This window comes from Streptomyces sp. NPDC001153, assembly GCF_053598315.1.
This window is the reverse complement of record NZ_JBSFJZ010000005.1, coordinates 61,025-83,673: the sequence shown is the minus strand read 5'-3', so window position 1 is coordinate 83,673 and position 22,649 is coordinate 61,025. Positions and strand designations below refer to the sequence as shown.

23 protein-coding genes and 1 pseudogene are annotated in these 22,649 nt (G+C 68.6%); 16 read left to right on the top strand and 8 right to left on the bottom strand.

The window, feature by feature from the left end:
* Positions 1-27 precede the first annotated feature (27 nt).
* The gene (locus tag ACWDEN_RS07110) at positions 28-402 is read right to left on the bottom strand and encodes a nuclear transport factor 2 family protein (protein ID WP_351608091.1); all 375 of its coding nucleotides are present in this window, start codon (positions 400-402) and stop codon (positions 28-30) included.
* Positions 403-532: 130 nt separating this feature from the next.
* On the opposite strand from ACWDEN_RS07110, the gene ACWDEN_RS07105 reads away from it, so the two are divergent.
* The 5 genes from ACWDEN_RS07105 to ACWDEN_RS07085 all read left to right on the top strand — a co-directional run bounded on the left by ACWDEN_RS07105 (position 533) and on the right by ACWDEN_RS07085 (position 5,533).
* Positions 533-1,351, top strand: a complete 819-nt coding sequence (locus tag ACWDEN_RS07105) for a MerR family transcriptional regulator (RefSeq protein ID WP_351562540.1) — start codon at positions 533-535, stop codon at positions 1,349-1,351.
* Between the two features lie 496 nt (positions 1,352-1,847).
* A complete protein-coding gene (locus ACWDEN_RS07100; RefSeq protein WP_450857753.1) occupies positions 1,848-2,861 on the top strand; it encodes a zinc-dependent alcohol dehydrogenase family protein in 1,014 nt (337 codons plus the stop codon).
* Positions 2,818-3,393, top strand: coding sequence for an NADPH-dependent F420 reductase (locus tag ACWDEN_RS07095; RefSeq protein WP_351608085.1), 576 nt, complete (start codon positions 2,818-2,820; stop codon positions 3,391-3,393). The genes ACWDEN_RS07100 and ACWDEN_RS07095 overlap by 44 nt, the downstream gene beginning before the upstream one ends.
* Positions 3,394-3,439: 46 nt before the next feature.
* A complete protein-coding gene (locus ACWDEN_RS07090) occupies positions 3,440-4,447 on the top strand; it encodes a zinc-binding dehydrogenase (protein ID WP_450857751.1) in 1,008 nt (335 codons plus the stop codon).
* Between the two features lie 156 nt (positions 4,448-4,603).
* A complete protein-coding gene (locus ACWDEN_RS07085; protein WP_351608082.1) occupies positions 4,604-5,533 on the top strand; it encodes an NAD(P)H-binding protein in 930 nt (309 codons plus the stop codon).
* Between the two features lie 279 nt (positions 5,534-5,812).
* Here ACWDEN_RS07085 and ACWDEN_RS07080 read toward each other — a convergent pair whose 3' ends face one another.
* The gene (locus ACWDEN_RS07080; RefSeq protein ID WP_351608079.1) at positions 5,813-6,847 is read right to left on the bottom strand and encodes an Lrp/AsnC family transcriptional regulator; all 1,035 of its coding nucleotides are present in this window, start codon (positions 6,845-6,847) and stop codon (positions 5,813-5,815) included.
* A 107-nt stretch (positions 6,848-6,954) separates the two neighbouring features.
* Between ACWDEN_RS07080 and ACWDEN_RS07075 the strand changes: the two genes are divergently transcribed.
* From ACWDEN_RS07075 to ACWDEN_RS07065, 3 genes are all read left to right on the top strand, one after another.
* Positions 6,955-8,115, top strand: coding sequence for an alpha-hydroxy-acid oxidizing protein (locus ACWDEN_RS07075; RefSeq protein WP_450857748.1), 1,161 nt, complete (start codon positions 6,955-6,957; stop codon positions 8,113-8,115).
* A gap of 280 nt (positions 8,116-8,395) precedes the next feature.
* Positions 8,396-10,015: a benzoylformate decarboxylase gene (mdlC, locus tag ACWDEN_RS07070; protein ID WP_450857746.1), complete on the top strand. Its 1,620-nt coding sequence runs from the start codon at positions 8,396-8,398 to the stop codon at positions 10,013-10,015.
* Between the two features lie 52 nt (positions 10,016-10,067).
* Positions 10,068-10,829, top strand: coding sequence for an SDR family oxidoreductase (locus tag ACWDEN_RS07065; RefSeq protein ID WP_450857744.1), 762 nt, complete (start codon positions 10,068-10,070; stop codon positions 10,827-10,829).
* A 272-nt stretch (positions 10,830-11,101) separates the two neighbouring features.
* Here the strand turns inward: ACWDEN_RS07065 and ACWDEN_RS07060 are convergent, their stop codons facing one another.
* From ACWDEN_RS07060 to ACWDEN_RS07040, 5 genes are all read right to left on the bottom strand, one after another.
* Positions 11,102-11,287, bottom strand: a complete 186-nt coding sequence (locus ACWDEN_RS07060; protein ID WP_450857742.1) for a hypothetical protein — start codon at positions 11,285-11,287, stop codon at positions 11,102-11,104.
* A 267-nt stretch (positions 11,288-11,554) separates the two neighbouring features.
* Positions 11,555-11,857, bottom strand: coding sequence for a pirin family protein (locus ACWDEN_RS07055; protein WP_450857740.1), 303 nt, complete (start codon positions 11,855-11,857; stop codon positions 11,555-11,557).
* A 162-nt stretch (positions 11,858-12,019) separates the two neighbouring features.
* On the bottom strand, positions 12,020-12,484 hold the full coding sequence (locus ACWDEN_RS07050) for an ester cyclase (protein ID WP_450857738.1): 465 nt from the start codon (positions 12,482-12,484) through the stop codon (positions 12,020-12,022).
* 115 nt (positions 12,485-12,599) lie between these two features.
* Positions 12,600-13,238 (bottom strand): TetR/AcrR family transcriptional regulator, encoded by a 639-nt coding sequence (locus ACWDEN_RS07045; RefSeq protein WP_450857736.1) that lies wholly within the window; start codon positions 13,236-13,238, stop codon positions 12,600-12,602.
* A gap of 82 nt (positions 13,239-13,320) precedes the next feature.
* Positions 13,321-13,770: a MarR family winged helix-turn-helix transcriptional regulator gene (locus tag ACWDEN_RS07040; RefSeq protein WP_067051826.1), complete on the bottom strand. Its 450-nt coding sequence runs from the start codon at positions 13,768-13,770 to the stop codon at positions 13,321-13,323.
* 114 nt (positions 13,771-13,884) lie between these two features.
* Here ACWDEN_RS07040 and ACWDEN_RS07035 point away from each other — a divergent pair, with 114 nt between their 5' ends.
* The 3 genes from ACWDEN_RS07035 (at position 13,885) to ACWDEN_RS07025 (ending at position 16,926) form a co-directional block, all read left to right on the top strand.
* Positions 13,885-14,484, top strand: coding sequence for a non-oxidative hydroxyarylic acid decarboxylases subunit B (locus ACWDEN_RS07035; RefSeq protein WP_158916923.1), 600 nt, complete (start codon positions 13,885-13,887; stop codon positions 14,482-14,484).
* The gene (locus tag ACWDEN_RS07030; RefSeq protein ID WP_450857734.1) at positions 14,484-15,986 is read left to right on the top strand and encodes a UbiD family decarboxylase; all 1,503 of its coding nucleotides are present in this window, start codon (positions 14,484-14,486) and stop codon (positions 15,984-15,986) included. Before ACWDEN_RS07035 ends, ACWDEN_RS07030 begins: the two co-directional genes overlap by 1 nt.
* A gap of 307 nt (positions 15,987-16,293) precedes the next feature.
* The gene (locus ACWDEN_RS07025) at positions 16,294-16,926 is read left to right on the top strand and encodes a UbiX family flavin prenyltransferase (RefSeq protein ID WP_351224914.1); all 633 of its coding nucleotides are present in this window, start codon (positions 16,294-16,296) and stop codon (positions 16,924-16,926) included.
* 42 nt (positions 16,927-16,968) lie between these two features.
* On the opposite strand, the gene ACWDEN_RS07020 is transcribed toward ACWDEN_RS07025, so the two are convergent.
* Positions 16,969-17,556, bottom strand: coding sequence for a TetR family transcriptional regulator (locus ACWDEN_RS07020; RefSeq protein WP_450857731.1), 588 nt, complete (start codon positions 17,554-17,556; stop codon positions 16,969-16,971).
* 109 nt (positions 17,557-17,665) lie between these two features.
* Between ACWDEN_RS07020 and ACWDEN_RS07015 the strand changes: the two genes are divergently transcribed.
* The 5 genes and pseudogenes from ACWDEN_RS07015 (at position 17,666) to ACWDEN_RS06995 (ending at position 22,360) form a co-directional block, all read left to right on the top strand.
* Positions 17,666-18,649: an aldo/keto reductase gene (locus tag ACWDEN_RS07015; RefSeq protein ID WP_351608052.1), complete on the top strand. Its 984-nt coding sequence runs from the start codon at positions 17,666-17,668 to the stop codon at positions 18,647-18,649.
* Positions 18,650-18,949: 300 nt separating this feature from the next.
* Positions 18,950-19,906, top strand: a complete 957-nt coding sequence (locus tag ACWDEN_RS07010; protein ID WP_450857729.1) for an SDR family NAD(P)-dependent oxidoreductase — start codon at positions 18,950-18,952, stop codon at positions 19,904-19,906.
* A gap of 17 nt (positions 19,907-19,923) precedes the next feature.
* A pseudogene (locus ACWDEN_RS07005) lies at positions 19,924-20,844 on the top strand (low temperature requirement protein A); the annotation flags it as partial.
* On the top strand, positions 20,766-21,458 hold the full coding sequence (gene ligD / locus ACWDEN_RS07000) for a non-homologous end-joining DNA ligase LigD (RefSeq protein WP_450858002.1): 693 nt from the start codon (positions 20,766-20,768) through the stop codon (positions 21,456-21,458). The pseudogene ACWDEN_RS07005 and the gene ligD, both read left to right, overlap by 79 nt.
* Positions 21,425-22,360, top strand: a complete 936-nt coding sequence (locus ACWDEN_RS06995; RefSeq protein ID WP_450857727.1) for a PhzF family phenazine biosynthesis protein — start codon at positions 21,425-21,427, stop codon at positions 22,358-22,360. Before ligD ends, ACWDEN_RS06995 begins: the two co-directional genes overlap by 34 nt.
* The last annotated feature ends 289 nt before the right edge of the window (positions 22,361-22,649 follow it).

The window sequence follows — 22,649 nt, the reverse complement described above, 5'->3', positions numbered from 1 at the left end:
GGGGCAGCCATCGCCGGGGAGCCGCCCTCAGTAGGGAGAGGGCTGGTTGTGCACGATGACCAGCGAGGTGATCTTGCCGTCGGCGACCGTGAGGTAGTTGGTGAGCACCAGTTCGTCGGGCAGGTTCGTCTTGTCGTATTCGCCGTCGTAGCGCGCCCGCACGACCATTAGGTTGCCGTGACGCGCGAACTCCGTGACCTTCATCGTGACCTTGTCACCGACGATCTCGCGGTCCAGCCAGGCTCGGATCGAGGCGGGATCGGCGAACTCGCGGCTCGCGTCGTTGACCACGGCGTCGTCGGCGAAGGTCGCCAGGACGGCGTCCACGTCGAAGGCGTTGACCGCCTCGATATAGGCGGCGACAACATCGGGCAGAGCTGTGGCCTGGGTATTGGTGTTCATGGGAAGTCTCCTCGTAAGGCCTCGGCGCTGTGCGGCGCCTACCGCCGACCCTGGGGCCTACCTGTACGGGAGGGTCAACCGGAGATCGTCCGCTGGACCCTCCAGTTGGGGGAGGGTTGACACTGGTGCCATGCACACGGGCATGACGGTCGGCGAGTTCTCCCGCGCGACCCATCTGAGCGTCAAGACGCTGCGGCACTACCACGACGTCGCGCTGCTCACGCCGGCCGATGTGGACCCGGTAACCGGCTATCGGTACTACTCCCCGGACCAGGTGCCCACCGCTCAGGTGATCGTGCGCCTGCGGAACCTGGACATGCCGGTGGCGGACGTGAAGGCGGTGCTGACCGCCGAGGACGTGAGCACCCGCAACCAGCTGATCGCCGCGCATCTCGCGCGCCTGGAGAACCGGCTCGCGCAGGCGCAGAGCGCCGTCGAATCGCTGCGCGACCTACTGGCCCGGCCCGTGCATGGGTCGACCGTCGAGTACCGCACAGTCCGTGACCAGGCGGCCATCGGGATCCGCGAGGTCATCGACCGCCAGGACCTCGCGGGCTGGTGGCAGGGGGCGCTGGGCGAGCTGCACGGCTTCACCACCGCCCGCAGACTGCGCACCACCGGCCCGATGGGCGGTCTCTTCGCGAATGAGCTGCTTGAGGACGAGCACGGGGAGGCGCTGGTGTTCGTCCCGTTCGACGGTGAAGTTCGCCCGGTCGGCCGGATCGACGCCGTGGTCGTGCCCGGCGCGGAACTCGCGGTCGCGGTTCACCGCGGGACTCTGCAGACCATAGATCTCACCTACGGCGACCTGGGCACCCATGCCGCGCGCCACGAGATCAGTGTTGACGGCCCGCTGCGCGAGTTCTATCTGCGCAGCCCCCTCGATGTGACCGTCGAGGACGAGTTGGTCACCGAGGTCGGCTGGCCCATCTTCCGCGCGAGCAGCTAGCCGGGCCGTTCGGACGGTACCGACACGGCGTCCTGCTCGCATGAGGCCGTCACCGACGGTCACCTCGTCACGAAAATCTTGCGAGACCCAATCTCAGCTGGCCACTACTGACTTTGTTGGAGCAAGGCGCCGGCGAGCCACTCGGGCGGTTGCGGCCTCACCCGCTGTGGCTGTCCGCCCTGCGGCACCGTCATGTGATCTGATCACCGCCTTGATGGCGATGCAACGGCTTCTTGCGCGCCCTGACCCGCCTGATCTCCAGCGATCACGTAGTCGTGCGCGGAGCGCGACCACGAACTGCACGTGATGTGGCGCTACGCCGGAGATGACAGCATGTGTACACAGGCACCGCCTGCCAATGCGGCAGGTCTGACTCTGTTGCAGCAGTCATGTTGCGTGGCGCTCGGCTTCGCTGCGGCTGCCGGCCTTGCTTTGGTCACCCCTCCCCCACCGCTGGGAGCGGCTCTCACCGCAAGACTGCCAGGAGACGACCTACATGATCGCGATTCATCTCGTTCAGTTCGGGGAGCCTGAGCAGAGCCTGAAGGTGGTCGACGTTCCCGAGCCACCGGCTCCCGCAGCCGGCCAGGCGCTGGTCCAGGTCGAGTACGCCCCGCTCGACCACCACGACCTGCTCTTGGCGAAGGGCGTCTACCCGGTCCGCCCGGTACTGCCGAGCGTCATCGGCAATGAGGGTGCCGGCACGGTCCTGGCCGTGGGGGCGGACATCACTGACGTCAGCCCCGGCGACACGGTCCTGCTTCCCTTCGGCACCTTCGCCTGGTCCGAGCAGGTCCTGGCGGAGGCCGCGAAGCTGACGGTCGTCGACAAGGCCATCAGCCTCGATCCCATCACGGGAGCGCTCCTTGTGGGGTCGCGTGACCTGCCCGCCGGCTCGTGGGTGGTGCAGAACGCGGCGAACAGTGGGATCGGCCGTTCCGTCATCGCTTTCGCCAAGGAGCGCGGACTTCGCACGATCAACATCGTCCGCCGAGAGAAGCTGGTCACCGAGATCGAGGAACTGGACGCTGACATCGTGCTCGTCGATCATCCGGACGTGGCCGCGCGGGTGCGTGCGATCATCGGCGACGATCCGGTGCTGCTGGGACTCGACGGCGTCAGCGGAGAGGCCACCTCACTGGTGCTGGACGTGTTGACCGAGGGCGCCTTGCTGGTGATCTACGGCTACATGAGTGGCGAGCCCTTCGCCCCCGATCAGGACATGTTGCGGACCAAGAACATCACCACAACGGAGTTCTGGATGTATGACGACGAGTATCTGCCCCGTCATCCGGCCCTGAGCGCAGAGTCCGCGCAACCGGTCGCCGATGGCAGGCTGACGTTGCCCTCCGCTCCCGTCAAAGTGCACACGAGCCGGTGTCGGGCAACCGAGTGGTCTTTGCTCACGATCAAGGAACAGCACCATGACCCCACACAACATCATTGGCGTACTCGGTGCAGGAGAGGTGGGCCAGGCGGTCGCCGACCAGGCCGTCCGCCACGGCCATGAGGTGGTCATCGGCAACAGCCGGGGCCCCGACACCCTCCAAGCCCTCGTGACCAAGCTGGGGCCGATGGCTCGCGCAGCGACGGCCGAGGAAGCGGCCGAGCCGGGGCTCGTGTTCCTCTCGGTGCCGTTCTTCGCCGTGCCGAAACTGACCGGCCTCACCGACTGGTCCGGAAAGATCGTCGTCGACACGACCAATCAGTTCGCTGCGGCCAACCCCTGGCGGGGCAGGTACGACGTCGGTGACCTCACGGGCAGCGAGTGGGTTGCCGAGCACCTACCCGGAGCTCGGGTCGTGAAGGCTCTCAACACCCTGTTCGCCCCCTTCATCGCTGCGGACCCCCGGCATGCCGAAGGCCGGCAGGTGGCCTTCTACGCGGGTGACGACACCGATGCGAAGGCAACCGTGGCCGCATTGCTGGGCGAATTCGGATTCGCCGCGCTGGACCTCGGCGGCCTGCGTGAGGGCGGGCGACTGATGCAGTTGGACGGAGCACTCAGCGCGAAACACTTGCTGCTGCAGGACGTCGGCTGACGCCGCGGCCCAGGTCTGCGCACATCCGTCGCGCGGGAGGAGAACCATGAACCGTCGTGTCGTCTGCACCCGTGGGGGGCTGCCCGCCGACGTCCTGACTGTCATCGAGGAGCCGGAGCCGGCAGCACCGGGGAGTGGTCAGGTCCTCATCCGTACCACGGCATTCCCGGTGCATCCTGGTGATCTGCAGGCCGTCGAGGCCTACCCGAGGAAAACTGCACAGCCGGTTCCAGCCGGTGTCGAGGCCACGGGCGTGGTGGAGGCAATAGGGCCACATGCCCGTGTGGCCCCAGGTGTCGAAGTCGGCGGGCGCGTAACGGTCTTCCCTCAGCCAGGTGCGTGGTCCCAGTGGATCGTGGCGAACGCCGACGTGGTCGTCACCGTACCGGACGAGCTGTCGGACGAGGTCGCAGCGCAGATGCTGGTGAATCCACTCACCGCGGTCATGCTGCGCCGTGAGGCGGAGGAGCACCAGGCCATCGGATACGACGGTGTTCTGGTGCAGACCGCTGCCGGCTCGTCGGTCGGGCGGCTGCTGACCGGCACGTGCGAACTCCACGGCCTCGGTCTCGTCAACGTCGTCCGCAGCAACCGAGGCGCCGCCGAGCTGCGCAAGCGGTTCCCGAACGTTCCGGTCGTGTCGACCGAGCATCCAGGCTGGGCCGACGAGGTCCTCGAGGCGGCCGCCGGCCGCCCGGTGGGTGTGGCCTTCGACCCGATCGGCGGGAAGCTGACGGAGAGCCTTCTGGACCTGTTGACGCCGGGCGGGAAGCTGGTCAGCTACGGGCAGATCGCCCAGGAGCCGATCTCGGTGCACGCGTCGAAGCTGCTGCACAAATCGCTGACGCTGCAGGGCAAGAACGTCGGCCGGTGGCTGTCCGAGGTCTCCGCCGAGAGGCGGGCATCCGACGTCGCCGCCGCGAAGCTGATCGCGCTGGCGCTCAAGGACCAGTTCGAAGTGGCCGCCACGTACGGCCTCGGCGCACTCGCCGACGCCGTTGAACACGCAGTACGGCCCGGCAAGGTCGGCACCGTCCTCGTCCGCCCTTGGTAGCTGTTTCGGATGGGACACCCCGGGCCCACGGCGCGCATCTGCCGAGCGGTGACCGGCTCGCGTCCGTGTCACGGGCTACGCGACCCACTGCCACCGGGCGTATCGGCTCATCGGGCTCCGGTTGCGCCCCGGCGACGTGCACCGCACGCTGCTCGTATGGACCGCCCCCCGGAAGGCAGTTTGCTGCCCATACTGGTGACGGGCGCGGCGGGTAGCGTCGGCGCTGTCGGCCGAACCGTGGTCGAAATTCTCCGGCAACGGGACCTGCCCGTGCGAGCCATGGTGCGTCGTGACGACGAACGGGCGGAGGCGCTGCGCGCGACGGGTGCCGAGGTCGTCGTCGGAGACCTCACGCGTGCGGGCGATGTGGCTGACGCCCTGTCCGGTTGCGGGCGGATGTACTTCGGCATGGGCGTGTCGGCGCAGTATCTGGAGGCTGCCATGACGGTGGCGGCCGTGGCGCGTGCGTACGGGCGCCTGGAAGCGCTCGTGAACATGTCGCAGCTGACCGTCTCCGAGATGGACCTCACCAGCACCTCCGAGTCCGTGCAGCAGCGGCACCACTGGCTGGTGGAGCAGGTCCTCGGCTGGTCAGGCCTGCCCGTCGTCCAGATCAGGCCCACCGTGTTCATGGAGAACCCGCTGTTCCGTGTCGGCTTCTCCTCGATCGCGAAGGACGGAAGCATCAGACTGCCCTTCGGCCAGGCGAAAACCTCCCCCGTGGCAGCCGGGGACGTCGCCGCGGTCGTGGCGGAGATCCTGGCCGATCCGTCCCGGCACACCGGCCGCATCTATGAGCTGACCGGCCCCCGCTCGGAGGACATCTCCGCCATGGCGGAGGAGGTTTCCGCAGCTCTGGGCCAGCCGGTCAGTTACACCGACGTCGGCCTGCAGGAATGGATCGACGACGACCTCAGACCGCTGGGGCTGCCGGACCACGTCTTCCAGCACATCTCCACCATGGCTCGCCTTCACGCGGAGAACCGATACGACCGCAAGGCGGACGGCGTCGAGCAGGTCACAGGGCGGCCTCCGACCGGGGTGGCCGAATACGTCCGTGAGAACCCCAGCCTGCTCAGTCCCTGAAGCCGAATAGCCCTCGACGCGTGGCCGCCACCGCTCCACGCCGCCATGGGCTTCGAGGACATCCGAGACCAGGGCGCTCATTGTCCTCTGCTGTCCCAGTGAGCCGGGTGCCGTCCAATACCACCTCTCGCACGTCTACTCGAAGCTCCGCATCTACTCCCGCAGCGAACTGGTTGGGTCAAATCCCTCGCCCTGTTGGCGCTTTCAGCGCGACATGCCCGTAGGCACGCTGGGCCCTGCCGAACGTGGAGGAGTCGGCGGCTCGGGGCACCGTGTGAGTCACATCTCCGGCTCCGACCAGAAATCGGGCGGGACGATACCGACGGAGCGGCCGTGGGGGTCCAGGAGGCGTCCCATCAGCTTGTCCTGCCGCAGGGCGATGACGCGGTCGACGATGTCGAGGCTCGGGTGGGCGGTGGCGAGCTGGGTCTCCAGGCGCAGGACGTCGCTGACGGAGTGCAGGCTGGCCTGGAGGATGAGGTTGTGAGGGCCGCTGACGGCGGCGCAGTTGCGGGTCTCGGGCAGACGGACGAGGGCGTGCCCGATCTCGGGGAGATCGGCGGGTGGGACTCTGGCCCAGAGGGTGGCCGCGACCGGCCAGCCACCGAGGGGGCGGGCGAAGTCGCACCGGAACCGCAGCAGGCCGCGTCGGGTGAGCTGTTCCGTGCGGCGTTTTGCGGTGTTGAGGCTGACGCCGAGGTCGCTCGCCAGGGTCTGGTAGGGCGCGCGGCCGTCGTGGGCGATCCGGGTGATGAGGGCGCGGTCGAAGGGCGTGATCTCGCCCGGGGCGACAGGGGTCTGGGACGGGGGCGGGCCGGTCAGCTGGGCACGCTGGGCGGGGTCCAGGGCGGCGATGCGCCACCGGCCGCCCTCGGTGAACATGTGGGTGACGATCCGGACTTCCACGGCGGTGATGCCGGGAAGGTGCGGGAGCAGGTCGAGGGTGTAGCGGGAGAGGGTCGGCAGGTCGCGGGTGGCGGCGATGGCCAGGATGTCGTGGCCGGCGGCCGCGCGCTCGATCGTGAGCATGTGGGGGTGGGCGCTCAGTGCCTGGGCGACCCCGGTGGTGGCGCCGGGAGCGCAGTCGATCACGACGAAGGCCACGCAGATCTGCTCGAACAGGCGTGGGCCGGGTGAGAATCCCACCCAGGCGGCGCCCTGCTCGGACAGGCGGCCGAAGCGGCGGGCGACGGTGACCGGGTCGACCTCCAGGGCACGCCCGAGCTCGGTCCATGAGGCCCGCGGCTGCAGTTGAAGGGCGTTGATCAGCGCCAGGTCGTCCTCTGTCAGCAGCGCTGGTGCATCATCCTGCATGAGCCTCTCCTGAGAGGCAGAATCCTGCGTTTGGCGGCTTTCACGCGTCACTCTCCCATTGTGGACTTCAGGGGCCCGCACCTGTCGAGCGTGAGGAGGGCCGGACCATGGCGTACGGCGACTATCAGGACGAGATCTACATGGACGGGCTGCGCGGGGTCGTGCCGTGCTTCCCGATGACCTACGACGAACTGGAGCCGCTGGCTCAGGCCGCGATGCCCGCCTCGGTGCGCTCCTACGTCACGGCCGGAGCCGGCGACGAGCGCACCCAGCGGGCCAACGTCACCGCGTTCGAACGCTGGGGTCTCGTCCCGCGGATGATGGTGGGGGCCACGGACCGGGACCTGTCCGTCGACCTGTTCGGGATGCGCCTGCCCTCACCGCTGTTCATGGCCCCGGTCGGCGTGATCGGGCTGTGCGCGCAGGACGGCCACGGCGATCTCGCCACGGCCCGTGCCGCCGCCCGCACCGGCGTGCCGATGGTCGCCTCCACCCTGACCGTCGATCCGCTGGAGGAGGTCGCCGCCGAGTTCGGCGCCACCCCGGGCTTCTTCCAGCTCTACACGCCCACCGACCGTGAGCTGGCCGAGAGCCTGGTGCACCGGGCCGAGAAGGCCGGCTTCAAGGGCATCGTGGTCACCCTGGACACCTGGATCACCGGCTGGCGCCCCCGCGATCTCGCCGTCAGCAACTTCCCCCAGCTGCGGGGAAACTGCCTGACCAACTACACCCGCGACCCCGTCTTCCGCGCCCGCCTCGCCCGCAGCCCGGAGGACGACCCGGCGGCCGCGGTCGCCGAGTGGGTGCGGATCTTCGGCAACCCGCTCACCTGGGACGACCTGTCCTGGCTGCGCTCGATCACCGACCTGCCGCTGATCCTGAAGGGCATCTGCCACCCGGACGACGTCCGCCGCGCCAAGGACGGCGGCGTGGACGGCATCTACTGCTCCAACCACGGCGGCCGCCAGGCCGACGGCGGCCTGCCCGCTCTCGACGCCCTGCCCGGCGTGGTCCAGGCCGCCGACGGCACGCCCGTCCTGTTCGACTCCGGTGTCCGCACGGGAGCCGACATCATCAAGGCCATCGCCCTGGGCGCCACCGCCGTCGGCATTGGCCGCCCCTACGCGTATGGCCTCGCCTACGGCGGCGAGGCCGGCGTCGTCCACGTCCTGCGGTCCCTGCTCGCCGAAGCAGACCTGATCATGGCCGTCGACGGCTATCCCACCCTCGCCGACCTCGCCCCCGAGGCCATCCGCCGCCTCACCTGACAGCCGCCGACCAGCCGGGGCGGACGCATCGGCGAGACCTCGCTCACCGAGTGGTCGGCCATGGTCCACCTCCTCAGCGACCCGGGCCCAGCCCTCCCATCAGGCTCGTCATCGAACAGTGTGTATGTCATGACAAGTACCTATTTGTACAGCAGGATCAGATTGGCGCACGTTTCCGGCACCCCACGACGCCGAAGACGGCACTCGACACCGCACGGAATAGCGCGCACCCCTCCACCAGACCCGTCGAACCAGAAACCCAGCCCCAGCAAGGAAGTCGATGGCAACCATGACTGAGAAGTCCACCGTCCGCAGCGTGACCTACGACCTGCTGCGAACCTTGAAACTCACCACGGTCTTCGGTAACCCCGGTTCCACCGAGCAGCCGTTCCTGCAGGAATTCCCCGAGGACTTCACCTACGTCCTGGCGCTGCAGGAGGCTTCCGTCATCGCGATGGCCGACACCTTCGCCCAGGTCACCGGCCGCCCCGCGCTGGTCAACCTGCACTCCTCGGCCGGGATGGGAAACGCGGTGGGCAACCTGGTGGCGGCCTACCACGGCAACACACCCCTGATCATCACCTCCGGCCAGCAGCACCGGGAGCTGGTGATCGGCGACCCGTACCTCGGCAACCGAGAGGCCGTCACGCTCCCCAAGCCGTGGGTGAAATGGTCGTACGAACCGGCCCGCGCCGAAGATGTACCGGAGGCCTTCATGCGGGCCTACGCGGAGGCGCTGCAGCCGCCGACGGGCCCGGTGTACCTGTCGATTCCGATGGACGACTGGAAGCGGCCCCTGTCCGGCTTCACCCGGGTGCGGACGGTCAGCGACCGCGTCGCCCCCGACACCGCGCGGCTGCGCATGTTCGCCGATCGCATCTCGGCCAGCCGTCGTCCCGCGCTGGTCTTCGGTCCGGAGGTGGACCGGGCCGGCGGCTGGGACGCGGCCGTCGCGCTGGCGGAGAAGCTGCGCGCGGCCGTCTACGGCGCCCCGCTGCTGGACCGGGCTTCCTTCCCGGAGGACCACCCCCTCTTCGGCGGCCCGCTCGGCATGTCGGTCAAGACCATCAGCGATCGGTTGACGGGCCACGACCTGGTGGTCGTGATCGGCGCGGAGGTGTTCCGCTACTACCCCTATGTGCCCGGGCCGTACCTGCCGGAGGGCGCGGAGCTGCTGCAGATCACCGGCAACCCGGCGGTGGCCGCGGCGGCCCGGGTCGGCGACAGCCTCCTGGGCGATCCCAAGACGGTGATCGAGCTGCTCCTGGACATGGTCGCCGAGGGATCGGAGCGGACCGCGCCGGAACCGATGCAGCGGCCCCGCGAGCTCCCCCAGGCGCCGAACACCCCGCTCACCCCGCCGGAGGTGTACGCCACCCTCAGCAGGGTCCGGCCGGCCGACGCGGTCATCGTCAACGAGTCGACCTCCACGATGGCGCAGCAGATCGAGTGGCTCCCCACCAACCGGACCGGATCGTTCTTCGCCACGGCCAGCGGAGGCATCGGCTGGGGCACCCCGGCCGCTGTGGGCGTCGCACTCGGCGACCGGGACAGGGGCGCCGAACGGCCGGTGATCGGCCTGATCGGCGACGGCTCCTTCCAGTACTCCGTGCAGGCCATCTACACGGCCGCCCAGCACAACCTCCCGATCGTCTACGTCGTCATGCGCAACCAGGAGTACTCCATCCTCAAGTCGTTCGCCGTGCTGGAGGAGACCCCCGGGGTGCCGGGGCTCGACCTGCCCGGGCTCGACATCGCCTCCGTCGCCCGGGGCTTCGGATGCCGCGCGGTCGACGTGGAGACCACAGAGGACCTGGAGCGCGAGTTCAAGTCGGCCCTGACCGCCGGCACCACCACCGTCATCGTCGTCGCCACACAGCCCCAGAAGGCGATGTTGTAGGCCACGCGGATCGCACCGTCGAAGAAAGAACAGCGGAGAGAGGACAACAAACATGGACTTCGGACTGAAGGACCGGGTGTACATAGTCACCGGCGGCACCCGCGGGCTGGGCATGGCCGCCGCGCGCGAGCTGGTGGTGGACGGCGCGCGGGTGGTCGTCAGCGGCCGCGACGAGAAGTCGGTCGCCGCCGCTCAGGCGGACCTCGGCGGCCCGGCGCAGGCAGTCGGCATCGTGGCCGACAACGCCGACGCCGACACCCCGGACCGACTGATCGCCGCCGCCCGCGACGCATTCAAGCGCCTGGACGGAGTGCTCATCAGCGTCGGCGGGCCCCCGGCAGGCACCTCGGACACCATCGACGACGACCAGTGGCGCACCTCCTTCGAGTCGGTCTTCCTCGGCGCGGTGCGGCTCTCCCGTGCCGTCGCCGCCGAGCTGGGCGACGGAGGCGCCATCGGCTTCGTCCTCTCCAGCTCCGTGTACGAGCCCATTCCCGGGCTCGCGATCTCCAACGCCCTGCGGCCGGGCCTGGCCGGCTACGCGAAGAACCTCGCCAACGAGCTGGGCCCCAGAGGCATCCGTGTCGTCGGCCTCGTGCCCGCCCACATCGAGACCGACCGGGTACGCGAACTCGACGCACGGCACGGTGACGCCGACGCCGCCCGCGAACGCGCCACCGCCGGCATCCCCCTGCGCCGCTACGGAACCCCGGACGAGTTCGGCCGCAGCGCCGCCTTCCTGCTCTCGCCCGCAGCGTCGTACCTCACGGGCGTGATGCTGTCGGTCGACGGGGGTGTGCGCAGAGGCTTCTGACGGAAGCCACGGCGAACTCTGTGAAGGTGGGCACGCGCTGCCGAACCAGGTGAAGAGTAGGAGTGGTTGCGCCGAACCGAGGGTTGAACAGCGTAGGCGTCCTTGCAGTTGTCCATGGCGGAGGCCCTCGACCAGTCCGCCGGACAACAACCCACTCTCGCTCTCGGACAGTTCGACATGGGTATCGTCCAGCACCACTCACACGCGCACCATCCGCCGTGCTGTGCTGATCCGCGCGGGCCGATGCCTTACGCTGCCGCGCCCTCGCAGGGTCAGATCGCGAGGTCCACGTGCATCTCCCGGACGGGAATTTCAGCGGGCTCGTTCACACTGATCCGCTGGCCGCCACTCGCAGTGAAGCGGACCGCGTCACCCGCGGCCAGCGCGCCGGTACCTTCGAGTTCGACCGAGCCACGGGTGACGAACACGTGCACATAGGGAGCCTCGGGCAGCTCCACCGGCCGACCGGGCCGCGTGCATCGCCGTGTGACGGTTCCGGATACGGATGGCGGCATCGCCGTCATGCCGAGCCATGCCCGAGGAGACCGTCACCAGGGCGCCCGGCAGCAGGTAGTCATGGATTTCCAGCTGTTCATAGCCGGGCGTCACGCCTGTCTCGTCGGGCACGACCCACATCTGGATCAGGTGTACGGGGTTGGTGTGGCGCTCTCGGCCGAGGTGCCAGGAGTCGTTCTTCTCCGAGTGCAGGATGCCGGTGCCGGCGCTCATTCGCTGGGCAAGCCCCGATAGATGAGTCCGGAGTTGCCCACGGAATCCTGATGTACCAGCGCTCCCTCCAGCACCCAGGTGACAATCTCCATGTCCCGGTGGGAATGGGTGCCGAAGCCGGTGCCCGGCCGGATGGTGTCCTCGTTGTGGACCAGCAGCAGGCCGTGGTGGGTGTTGCCCGGATCGTAGGGCCGACCGCCGACCCAGACCGAGTGCCTGTCGCGAAGCCACGTCGCGTGGGTCTCCAACCGGTCGTCGAACCGGCGGACATCGATGAGCGGAGCGGGTGTGGTGCGCACGGGGGCGTTCTTCCGCGTCGAGGTGTGGTTCGCCGGAAACCGGCCCGGTCGCGCGGCACGGTGCGAGCGGGCCGGGACCGCGGGCCGTGCGAGGGGGGCCGGAGAAGGAAGGGGTGCGTCTGTCCGGCAGACGCAGATCTTCCTCGCGATCGGCCGGGTCGGTCAGTTGGCTGCGGCGGACGACGTGACGGCGGAGGCGAAGTCCGGCTGCACACCCAGCTGGGCGAGCATGACGCTGAGGCCGACGTAGCAGTTGAACTCCTTGATCTTGCCGTCTTCGACGTACCAGAAGTCGGCAGTCGGGATGCTGAGCTTGGCGCCGGTCGGCTGGATGACCCCGGCGGGCGTTTCGAACGGCCCGGTGAAGGTGCCCTCGATCGTCAGCTCGACGGCGACGGTGTTGCCCATGACGTGGAACCGGTGGAGCTCGCGGTGGACGTCAGGCGCGAACGTGCCCATGAAGACGACCAGGTCACCGAGGTGCTCACCCCGGTAGCTTTCCGCCGCGACGACGTTGTTGAACACTCCGTCCTCGGAGAAAAGGTCCATGAACCCCTGGACGTCCAGGACGCTGCCCTCGGCCGCGTGGTAAGCCGCCCTGACCACAGCTTCTGCGTCGGTAGCCATCGCAGTTCTCCCCTTCCTCGAAGTTAATCAAATGCTTGATTAAAAATATGCCGACAGTACGAGACCTTGTCAAGCAATCGTTTGAGCTATTTGGTCTTCGGCAACTTTGCCCTGGTCAGCGGCCTACTGCGGCGTACCCGCAGAACGCCCCGGCCACCACGGGGACCAGTTGCCGCTCGATCTGCCCGGCGGACACAGCGGCCAGCTCGGTACCGATGGGCGCCAGCGCGAGCCAGTTCAGCAGGCCCGCCGCGCACCGCGTACGGAAGATCAGTTCCTGCTCGTCGACTCCGGGAAGGTTCGCCGTCAGCACCCGGAGGGCATCCCGGCGAGTCTGGTCGAACTTCCCGGCCAGCCGCTCCCACCCCTCGGGCGGATCGATTCCGACGCGCGCCACGGTCCGCATCACAGCCAGCTCCTGTCCACCGGCCGCCAGCGCGCGCACCATCGGCCGGGCAAACGCAGACGCCAGCTCCTGGAGCGTCGAAGTGGGGCCAAGGGAATCGAGTGCCCGGATCTGCGCGTCCAGATACCGTTCCAACGCATACTCGATCGCCGAGTCGCACAACGCCTTCAGTGACCCGAAGTGGTAACTCACCGCGGCGACATTGGCTCCGGCGCGATCTGTGATCTCGCGGAGGGTCACACCCTCCTGGCCTCGCTGTGCGAGCAGCTCCAGAGCGGCCGTCAGCAGGCCGTCCCGCGTGCGCTGACCAGCCTCTCGACGCAGATCCGTCTTCTCCGCCCGCACCACAGCATGAACTCAAGCAGTCGCTTGAGTTCATTGTCAAACAGCTGCTTCAGTGCACCGCCGGCGCCCCTCCCCCGATTCCCCACTACGGCTGCTGGTCGCGGCCTGCGTCTCCGAGTTCCTTGAGCAGCAAGGTCAGGGTCGCGAGCCGCTCGGGTCCGAGCAGCTCCTCGATCCAGCGGCTTGTCTCCTGTGCCTGCTGGCGGCCAAGGGCCGCTCGTTCGTGCCCGGCAGGAGTCAGGGAGACCAGTTGCCGGCGGCGGTTACCGGGGTCCGTGCTCTTGGTGATCAGGCCGCGGGCCACGAGCCGGTCGAGAAGCGGAGTGAGCGTCGACCGGTCGACCGCGGCGAGGGCGCCCAGCGTCTTCTGGTCGAGGCTTCCACGCTCGTCCAGGACGTGAAGCACCGCGAACTGCGGAGGAGTGAGGTCACCGCTGCGCAGCTGCCACGAGGCGTTCACCGCCTGCGAGGCGCGTCGCAGCTGGTGGGCCATGCCGTCTTCCAGCGTCCCGTCGTATCGCGCTCCGGTCGTCATAAGTACAGGCTACCTCCGTATACGGTCAGTCGGTACACGGACTGTTTGCAATCGGAAGTTTCGGCAGCTACATTGTTCCGTGTACGGACTTACCGTGTACGGAAGGTGCATCCCATGTCCCGACGTGTGATCTTGGGGATGACCGGAGCGACCGGCGCCGTCTTCGGTGTCGAACTGCTTCGCCGGCTGCGGGAGCAGCCGGATGTGGAGACTCATCTCGTTCTGTCCCAATGGGCCAGGGCGACCATCCATCTGGAGACCGACCTGTCGGTCCGCGAAGTCACCGACCTGGCCGACGTGACCTATACGTGGAACGACCAAGGGGCGGCAATCTCATCAGGTTCATTCCGCGTGGACGGAATGATTGTCGCGCCGTGCAGCATGAAGACCCTCGCCGGAATCCGAACCGGATATGCCGACGGTCTCATCCCCCGAGCTGCCGACGTCACGCTGAAGGAGCGCCGCCCCTTGGTGCTCGTACCGAGGGAGACTCCGCTCAGCGAGATCCATCTCGAGAACATGCTGGCGCTCTCGCGCATGGGAGCGAGGATCGTGCCGCCGATGCCGGCCTTCTACAGCCGTCCGAAAACCATTGACGAGCTCGTTGAGCATGTCGTTGTCCGAGTCCTGGACCAACTCGATATCCAAGTGGCTTCGGCGCAGCGCTGGGACGGAATGCCGCGCCCCTCCGAACTGAAAGGCGTAACCAACTGATGTCTGAAATCAATGACTTCCGGTCCTACATCTCCGCGCTCGAAGAGCTGGGGGACATTCAACGGATCTCACGCGTGATCGATCCGAACCTGGAAGCGTCGGCCATCACCCGTCGGTCCACCGAGAACGGCAGGCCCGCCCCGTTCTTCGAGCACCTCAGCGGAGTCGACGAGGGGTTCCGCATGATCGGCGCCCCGGGTGCCCTGTCGAGCATTCCCGGGCATCCGCTGGCGCGGGTCTCCCTCTCTCTCGGCCTGCCGTACACGACGACTGCGGCCGAACTGGTCGAACACCTCAGGGAAGCAGGCACCAGGGAACTGCTCCCACCTCGGCGGGTGGCATCCGACTCGGCGCCCTGCAAGCAGAACATCCTGACGGGTGACGAAGCCCGTCTCGACCGGTTCCCCATTCCACGCGTGCACCAGGACGACGGCGGCCCCTACGTCAACACCTGGGGCGTGATCATCGCCAGGACGCCGGACGGCCGATGGACGAACTGGTCCATCTCCCGGATCATGAAGATCGACGACCAGCACATGACCGGACTGGTGCTGCCGAGCCAGCACCTCGGCATGATCTGGCGCGAGTGGGAGGCCATCGGTGAGCCGATGCCCTACGCCCTCGTGCAGGGAGGCGACCCCGGCATTGCCGTCGTCGGCGGAATGACCGTCCCGACCGAGGTCGACGAGGGCGCGTATCTCGGAGCGGTGCTGGGCAAGCCGGTCGACGTCGTGAAGTGCGAGACGAACGATCTGGAAGTGCCCGCCTCCGCCGAGGTCGTCATCGAGGGACACCTGTCCGCGACCCGCGACGCCGTGGAGGGTCCGTTCGCGGAGTTCCACGGCTGGGCACTGCCCGAGACGTCGCCGCAGCCGCTTTTCAGCATCGAGGCGATCACCTACCGGGACGACCCGATCTGGCCGCTGGCCGCCGCCGGCCGGCCTGTCGACGACTCGCACGTCGCACCGGCTGCCGGCATCTCCGCAGAGGTCGTCGCGGTCCTGCGGAAGGCGGGACTGCCGATCACGACGGCCTGGCTCCCGCTCGGTGCCGCCTGCTTCTGGACGGTGATCACCGTCCCGCAGAACTGGCGCGACTCGCTGCCGGGGATGGACACCGCGCGCTTCGTGCACCGCATCGGCGAGGTGCTGAACGGCACCCGGGTGGGGCGGCTCTCCCCGGTCGTCTACGTCCTCGACGACGACGTGGATCCGTCGAACGACTCGGATCTGCTGTGGGCACTGGCCACCAGGGTGCACCCGTCCCTCCGCCAGGAGCAGTGGCACGGACCGATCATGCCGTGGTACCCGTGCTTCACCGAGGAGGAACTGCACAACGGCTGGGGAGCCATCGTCGTGCACGACGCCCTGCTCCCGGCGGTGGGAAGCGGACGCGTACCGCCCGCCACGTTCGACGGCGTCTTCCCGGCAGATGTGCGCGCGAAGGTCCTCGCCGCCGAATCCGAGTCGGCAGGCGGCACCGGCTCTGCCGCATCGCGCTGACGCCTGGGTGCCGCGGATCGCGGGAGGTATCCACCAGGTGGCCGTCTCCCGACCGGCATGCTCGGCCGCCGGCCCCGAGAGACTCTCGCTCGGAGCCGGTCGGCTGCCACCGCCCGGGTGAATGAGTCATCACGACAAGCCGCCGGCCGAGTGACCCATGGGATTTGGCGCTCACCTGGCGAGGTACCGATCAGCGTGCGTGTCGGACCGACGCGGACAGCGGTCCTCAACGACGGCCTCGAGACCTCCATCCGTCAGGCACGAGAAGGTGCGGCCGCCAGCCCGATGCGTCAAGAAGGGGACAGACGTGACCCAGCAGAATGTGACAGTTGCTGTCACGGGAGCGGGCGGCACCGGAGTGGCCAAAGCCTTGCTCGCCTCACTTCAGAGAGACGACCGGGTCGGCCACGTCAACCTTCTGGTGTCGGCCAACGGGCGCAAGCTGGTGGCTTTCGAATTCCAGACCGGCGAAGATCCGGACTCGGTGGTCCAGGCCCTGGAGGCCACGTCGACGAAAGTCCGCTTCCTCGATCCGGCCGACATGTCAGGACCGGTGACCAGCGGCAGCTACCCCACCGACGCCATGATCATCCTGCCGTGTGCCGCCGGCGTACTCGGACGCATCGCTCACGGCCAGACCGAGAGCCTCATCGAGCGAGCCGCGGACGTGATGCTCAAGCAACGGCGCAAACTCGTCCTCTGTCTCCGGGAAGCACCGCTGAACCTCATCCACCTGCGCAACATGGTCGCCGTCACGGAGGCGGGAGCCACCGTGTACCCGATGATCCCGACGTACTACAACGTGCCGGAGACACTCGCGCAACTGCGGGACGAGTTCGTCGAACGCGTCCTGCAGTTCCTGGGCCTGCCCGGCACCGATCGCTACCAGTGGGACGGCACCGACACCACAGCGCGACGCGAGCACACTCAGGCGCGGTAGCGGACCGTGGCCGGCAGCTTCGGGCGCGTTCGCCTCCCGTTGCTACTCACCAGCGGTCCTGGGTTCGCTGATACGGCGGGCGGCCTCAACGACCGCCGCCCGGTGCAGGGCCAGCCGCTGTGCCGACCAGGACTGGCCGGCCTCCTTGGGGTCGACGCCCTCGGCGGCCCAGAACCACGCCTGGGCGGCGGCGAGAACCATGGTCAGGAGATCGGCAGGCTCCATCTCCCGGGCGAGGTCACCACGCTGCTGCGCGTCGGCCACTTCGGCCGTCTTGTGAGCGAAGGCCTCGGCCTCGGGTCCGGTGGCGGTGGGGCGCTCCAGCAGTTTCCACAGTCGCAGGCGCATCAGATCGGGCCGGGCGACGAGGTGGTCGAAGATGGCGCCGGCGTATCCGGGCAGGTCCTCGACGTCGAACGGCACAGACTCGGCGCCCGCGGTCAGCGCACGCCGCAAGACCTCGTCGAACAGCTGCTCCTTGTTACCGAAGTAGACGTAGATCAGCCGCTTGTTCACCCCCGCGGTCTCGGCGATGCGGTCCACTCGGGCACCGGCGATGCCGTACGCGGCGAATTCGGTGAAGGCGGCGTCGAGCAGCCGGGCCTTGGTGGCGCTGGAGTCCCGTGACATGCCCGCCACACTAGCAAGTAACTATCTAGTTATTGACACGCGCGGGCCGCAGGCCTACGGTCGTGTATCTATCCAGTTAGTTACCCCTGTCGACAGAACGGGAACCCTCATGGAACACCGCGCCCTGGGCAGCCAGAGTCTGATCGTCGGCGCGCAAGGCCTCGGCTGCATGGGCATGAGCGCCTTCTACGGCGCCACCGATGAGACCGAGTCGCTGGCCACCATCGACCGCGCGCTGGAACTCGGTGTCACCCTGCTGGACACCGCCGAGAGCTACGGCCCCTTCATCAATGAGCAGCTGCTCGGCAAGGCGCTGGCGGGGCGGCGGGATGCCGCGGTGGTCGCCACCAAGACCGGCGTGGAGATCACCGACGACGGCAGCGTGCTCGGCCTCAACGGAAGGCCCGAGTACGTCCGGCGGGCCCTCGAACGCTCGCTGCGGCACCTGGGCACCGACCACATCGACCTCTACTACCTGCACCGCATCGACCCCAAGGTGCCGATCGAGGAAACCGTCGGCGCCCTGGCCGAGCTGGTCGCCGAGGGCAAGGTGCGGCACATCGGGCTGTGCGAGGCCTCGGCGCAGACCATCCGGCGGGCACACGCCGTGCACCCGCTCACCGCCGTCCAGACCGAGTACTCACTCTTCGAGCGGGGCATCGAACAGGACGGGGTACGCGACACGCTGCGGGAGCTGGGGATCGGCCTGGTCGCCTACTCCCCGCTGGGACGCGGCTTCCTGTCCGGGGCGATCACCAGCCCCGACGACTTCGCCGAGGACGACTGGCGCCGTACCGACCCCCGGTTCCAGGGCGAGAACTTCGCCCGCAACCTGGACGTCGTCCGCGAGGTCCGCCGCATCGCGTCCGACAAGAACGTCACGCCTTCGCAGCTGGCGCTCGCCTGGGTCCAGCACCAGGGCGCCGTGGCCATCCCCGGCACCAAGCGCCGCCGCTACCTCGAGGAGAACGTCGCCGCGACCGAGGTGACTCTGACGTCCGACGACATCGCCGCGATCGAGGCCGTCGCCCCGCACGGCGTCGTCACCGGCGACCGCTACGCACCCGAGCTGATGGGGACGCTCAACGGCTGACCGCCGACCGGCCCGTCACAAGATTCATTGCGAGGCCACACCCCCCGTGGCCCCCGACACACAGCACCAGGCCCCCCACGTCTTGAGCGGCTCCCGTGCCACCAGCCGGCCATACGGTCCCGGATCAGCGTGGACTCCTGTCGGCCGTTCGCCGTCTTCCCGGTGCCCCGGCCAGACCCCGTACCGGCGGTCCGGCATCACCTTTCGACCAACCCCCATTGCCGGGGCCGCCGAACGCAATCGGCAACCAGGCCGCACGCGTTGAGGCCCTCGGTGTTCTCAGATCAGGAGACTCGACTCATGTCCGTGCCTCAGACACCCCCCTCGTTCGGGGCAAGCACAACCGCCGCCGACGTGATCGACGGCGTCGACCTTCACGGCCGCCGGGCCGTGGTGACCGGAGCCAGTTCCGGAATCGGCGTGGAGACTGCTCGGGCGCTCGCAGCGGCAGGCGCCGACGTCACCTTGGCAGTGCGTGACACTGACGCGGGAGCCCGGGTGGTGGCGCGCCTGGAGGCCGAACTGCCCCCGAAGTCCGGGAAGTTGGCCGTGGGGCGACTCGACCTGGCCGACCGCTCGACGGTCGCGGCGTTCGTGTCCGCCTGGACGGGACCGCTGCACATCCTGGTGGGCAATGCCGGAGTGATGGCCCTGCCGGAACTCACCCACACCCCTGACGGCAGGGAAACCCAGTTCGCCGTCAACCACCTGGGGCACTTCGCCCTCGCCGTCGGCCTTCGCCCGGCCCTCGCGGCGGCGGGCGGCGCTCGGATCGTCTCGGTGAGTTCCATCGGCCACCTCTTCTCACCGGTGGTCTTCGACGACCTGGACTACCGCTTCCGCCCCTACGACCCCTGGACCTCCTACGGTCAGTCGAAGACCGCCAACATCCTGTTCGCCGTCGGTGCCGCGGAACGATGGGCCGACGACGGCATCACCGCCAACGCGCTGATGCCGGGCAACGTCGGCGACACCTCCCTGGCCCGGCACATGGACATGCAGCAGGTGGCAGACTTCATCGCCTCGGGCGCCATCGCGCTGCCGCCGCATAAGACGGTGGAGCAGGGTGCCGCGACTTCGGTGCTGCTGGCAGCCTCGCCGACGGTGGAGGGCATTACCGGCCGTTATTTCGAGGACTGTGCCGAGGCCGAGCCAGTCGCCGAGCGGGCCGGTGCGGTCGCCGGTGTAGCGCCCTACGCCCTGGACCGGGAGAACGCGGCCCGGTTGTGGGCCGTGTCCGAGGATCTCGCCCGCTAGCCACCTACGCTGCCGGCATGACGTCTCGACACGAGCAGTGGGCCCGGCTGCGCAGCCAGTTGTGGCGCCCGCCGCGTGCCCATGGTGAGCAGCCGCGCGAGCGGGTGGTCGGCCCACTCGAACTGTTCTACGACCTCGTCGTGGTCGTACTGGTCGCCCAGGCCGCCCACCACTTGGCCGGGCATCTGACCTGGCGCGGACTGGGTGAATTCGCCGTGGTGTTCGCGCTGGTGTGGATCGGCTGGTTCAACGGCAGCCTCCACCACGAACTGCACGGGCACGAGGATGCCCGCGGCCGGAGCATGTTCCTGCTGCAGATCCTGGTACTGGTCCCGCTGGGTGCGTTCATCCCGGAGGCGGGCGGTGCACGCGGAGTCGCGTTCGCCATGGACGCGGGGGTGTTGTTCGCAGTGCTGGCGGTGTTGTGGCTGCTCGCCGCACGGGGAGACAGTGCTGAATTCCGCCGCCCCAGCAGGGTGTTCGTGACGGGGACGGCCGTGTGTGCGGGCGTGCTGGCCGGGAGCGCCGCCCTGCCCGCAGGGCTGCGCATGCTGACGTGGGGTCTGCTGGCGGCCGCGTACCTGGCGTGGCTTGCTGTCATGCTGGGGTGGGCGTTCCCGGAACGGGCGGTCGCGCTCAGCGTGACCGACGCGCTCGCCGAACGGTTCGGCCTGCTCATCATCATCGTGCTGGGCGAGACCGTGACGGGAGTGGTCGACGGACTGCCCCACGAGCCGACCAACGCGCTCACCCTCGCCGTCGGGCTCGTCGCCGTGGTTGTCGGCTTCGGCGCCTGGTGGACGTACTTCGACTTCGCCGGACACCGCTTGCCGAAGACCACACGCGGGAGCACCATGCTGTGGATGCTGGTGCACCTGCCGCTCACGGCGGCGGTGCCGGCGGCCATGGGGGCCGCCATGGTCGGTTTCGTCGAGCATGCCCACGAGAAGGACGTGCAGCGCAACGCAACGCCCAGACAGCGGTTGCCCCCTACGATGTCAGGGCGCTGCCCGGCGTCCCTGTCGCCGTGCCGCTTGGCTGGCCAGAGCTGGATGAACCGGGCCTCACCGCGAAATGGTGGACGATCGCGGCGATCGGCGACCGCCTCGGGCACGCCCTGTGCCGGGGCCGCTCACTCGCGCCCGCCCGACGTCGCCTGGCCGCGCTGCACGACGGTGGCCGATCTCGGCTGGACTGCCGCGGCGACCCGCAGCGCCGCGATCCCGACCACCGACGCCTCCGGACAGCCACCCCGACCGCGCATCCTGCCCGGCACGGGCAGCAACGGCCGGATGGCCGCCCAATTCGCGTCCGTCATGCCCGTCGGGCAGTACTGCTGCCGGGACCAGTTGTCGGCAGCGTTTGCGAACCGGTGGGCCAGGCAGTCACACGCCAGGGCGACGGAGCTGAACCGTCCGGTCGGCGTCGCGGAACACTGCGGCATCGGGGACTCCCACTTGAAGGGCATGTCACAAGATCGGAAAGACAGCAGATACGGAGAACTGAGGGAGCCGCCCCATGTCGGAACACCGGACCCCGGACGACTACGTGACGTTCGCCCTGGTCGACGTCTTCGCCGACACGCCACTGACCGGCAACCCGTTGGCCGTCGTCGACGTGAGCCACCTCGACGACGACCCGCCCGTCGCGTGGATGCAAAAGGTGGCGCGTGAGTTCAACCAGGCCGAGACCACGTTCGTCCTGCGTCCGAAAGCCACCGCGGGCCGGAATGCGGCGGCCCGACTGCGTTCCTTCACCGCAGGCGGGACCGAGGTCTTCGGGTCCGGCCACAACGCGTTGGGAGCGTGGTGGTGGCTCTTCGAGACCGGCCGTGTGACACGACCGGACGACGGTGGCCGTATCTCGCAGCAGATCGGCGACCGGCAGTCGGACGTCCTCGTCCTCGAAGACACGCTCGGGATGGTGCAGGAGCCGGCACGCATCGGCCGGCCGGCGGAGCCGGCGGCTGTAGTCGACGCGCTGCGGCTGAGCCTTGAGGATCTCGACCTCTCGCTGACCCCACGGAGTGTCGACACCGGCGCCAGTCATCTCCTTGTCGCGATCAACGACACCGCGGCGCTGGCACGATGTGCGCCCGAGAAGGCCGCGTTGGTCCGGGTGACGCGCACGTGCCAGGCACAGGGTCTCTACGCGGTGTCCATCGGAGACGAACGCCCCGTGACCAGCGTGTCGGCACGATTCTTCAACCCCGGCTCCGGGCTCGACGAGGACCCAGCCACCGGAAGCGCCGCCGGGCCGCTGTGCGCGTACCTGGACCACCTCGGCCTGCTCAGCGTCTCCAAGCGACTGGCCATCGCACAGGGCGAGTCCATGGCCCGTCCCAGCGTCATCAACATCCATCTCGATGACCGTTCCCGGCCAGTCGTCACAGGCCGATGCGCCATCTCCGCCGAAGGCCGGTTGAGCGGAGGAGAGTTCAATGTGGTGAGGTGATCGGCCTCCCCACCCATCACGGCTCAGTCCTGCCAACAGAGCGGACCATGGTCTCGTCAACACTCAGGCTCCAGTCACCGGCCGAGGCACCTCCCAAGCACCGGGGCGACGATGCGCCGTTTCCGAAACGGTGAGTCACGGAACGCCACGGCCAGCCAATCGGACTCCCGTTCGACACACACGCCTGCAACCTCGTTCAGGATCCCTTGCGTGCGCAGCAGATACCTGCCGCCCTCCGATAGCCGCGCACCCCCCGATTTTGACAGCCAAGCTTGCAAGCTTTCCTGTC

What these genes read in the sequence shown, in the direction of transcription:
- ACWDEN_RS07010 (WP_450857729.1), top strand. Translation starts at nt 18,950, where the DNA reads ATGTCCGTGCCTCAGACACCCCCCTCGTTCGGGGCAAGCACAACCGCC.
- ACWDEN_RS06995 (WP_450857727.1), top strand. Translation starts at nt 21,425, where the DNA reads ATGTCGGAACACCGGACCCCGGACGACTACGTGACGTTCGCCCTGGTC.
- ACWDEN_RS07110 (WP_351608091.1), bottom strand. Translation starts at nt 402, where the DNA reads ATGAACACCAATACCCAGGCCACAGCTCTGCCCGATGTTGTCGCCGCC.
- ACWDEN_RS07075 (WP_450857748.1), top strand. Translation starts at nt 6,955, where the DNA reads ATGGCGTACGGCGACTATCAGGACGAGATCTACATGGACGGGCTGCGC.
- ACWDEN_RS07040 (WP_067051826.1), bottom strand. Translation starts at nt 13,770, where the DNA reads ATGACGACCGGAGCGCGATACGACGGGACGCTGGAAGACGGCATGGCC.
- ACWDEN_RS07050 (WP_450857738.1), bottom strand. Translation starts at nt 12,484, where the DNA reads ATGGCTACCGACGCAGAAGCTGTGGTCAGGGCGGCTTACCACGCGGCC.
- ACWDEN_RS07015 (WP_351608052.1), top strand. Translation starts at nt 17,666, where the DNA reads ATGGAACACCGCGCCCTGGGCAGCCAGAGTCTGATCGTCGGCGCGCAA.
- ACWDEN_RS07105 (WP_351562540.1), top strand. Translation starts at nt 533, where the DNA reads ATGCACACGGGCATGACGGTCGGCGAGTTCTCCCGCGCGACCCATCTG.
- mdlC (WP_450857746.1), top strand. Translation starts at nt 8,396, where the DNA reads ATGGCAACCATGACTGAGAAGTCCACCGTCCGCAGCGTGACCTACGAC.
- ACWDEN_RS07065 (WP_450857744.1), top strand. Translation starts at nt 10,068, where the DNA reads ATGGACTTCGGACTGAAGGACCGGGTGTACATAGTCACCGGCGGCACC.
- ACWDEN_RS07085 (WP_351608082.1), top strand. Translation starts at nt 4,604, where the DNA reads ATGGACCGCCCCCCGGAAGGCAGTTTGCTGCCCATACTGGTGACGGGC.
- ACWDEN_RS07090 (WP_450857751.1), top strand. Translation starts at nt 3,440, where the DNA reads ATGAACCGTCGTGTCGTCTGCACCCGTGGGGGGCTGCCCGCCGACGTC.
- ACWDEN_RS07100 (WP_450857753.1), top strand. Translation starts at nt 1,848, where the DNA reads ATGATCGCGATTCATCTCGTTCAGTTCGGGGAGCCTGAGCAGAGCCTG.
- ACWDEN_RS07035 (WP_158916923.1), top strand. Translation starts at nt 13,885, where the DNA reads ATGTCCCGACGTGTGATCTTGGGGATGACCGGAGCGACCGGCGCCGTC.
- ACWDEN_RS07080 (WP_351608079.1), bottom strand. Translation starts at nt 6,847, where the DNA reads ATGCAGGATGATGCACCAGCGCTGCTGACAGAGGACGACCTGGCGCTG.
- ACWDEN_RS07030 (WP_450857734.1), top strand. Translation starts at nt 14,484, where the DNA reads ATGTCTGAAATCAATGACTTCCGGTCCTACATCTCCGCGCTCGAAGAG.
- ACWDEN_RS07020 (WP_450857731.1), bottom strand. Translation starts at nt 17,556, where the DNA reads ATGTCACGGGACTCCAGCGCCACCAAGGCCCGGCTGCTCGACGCCGCC.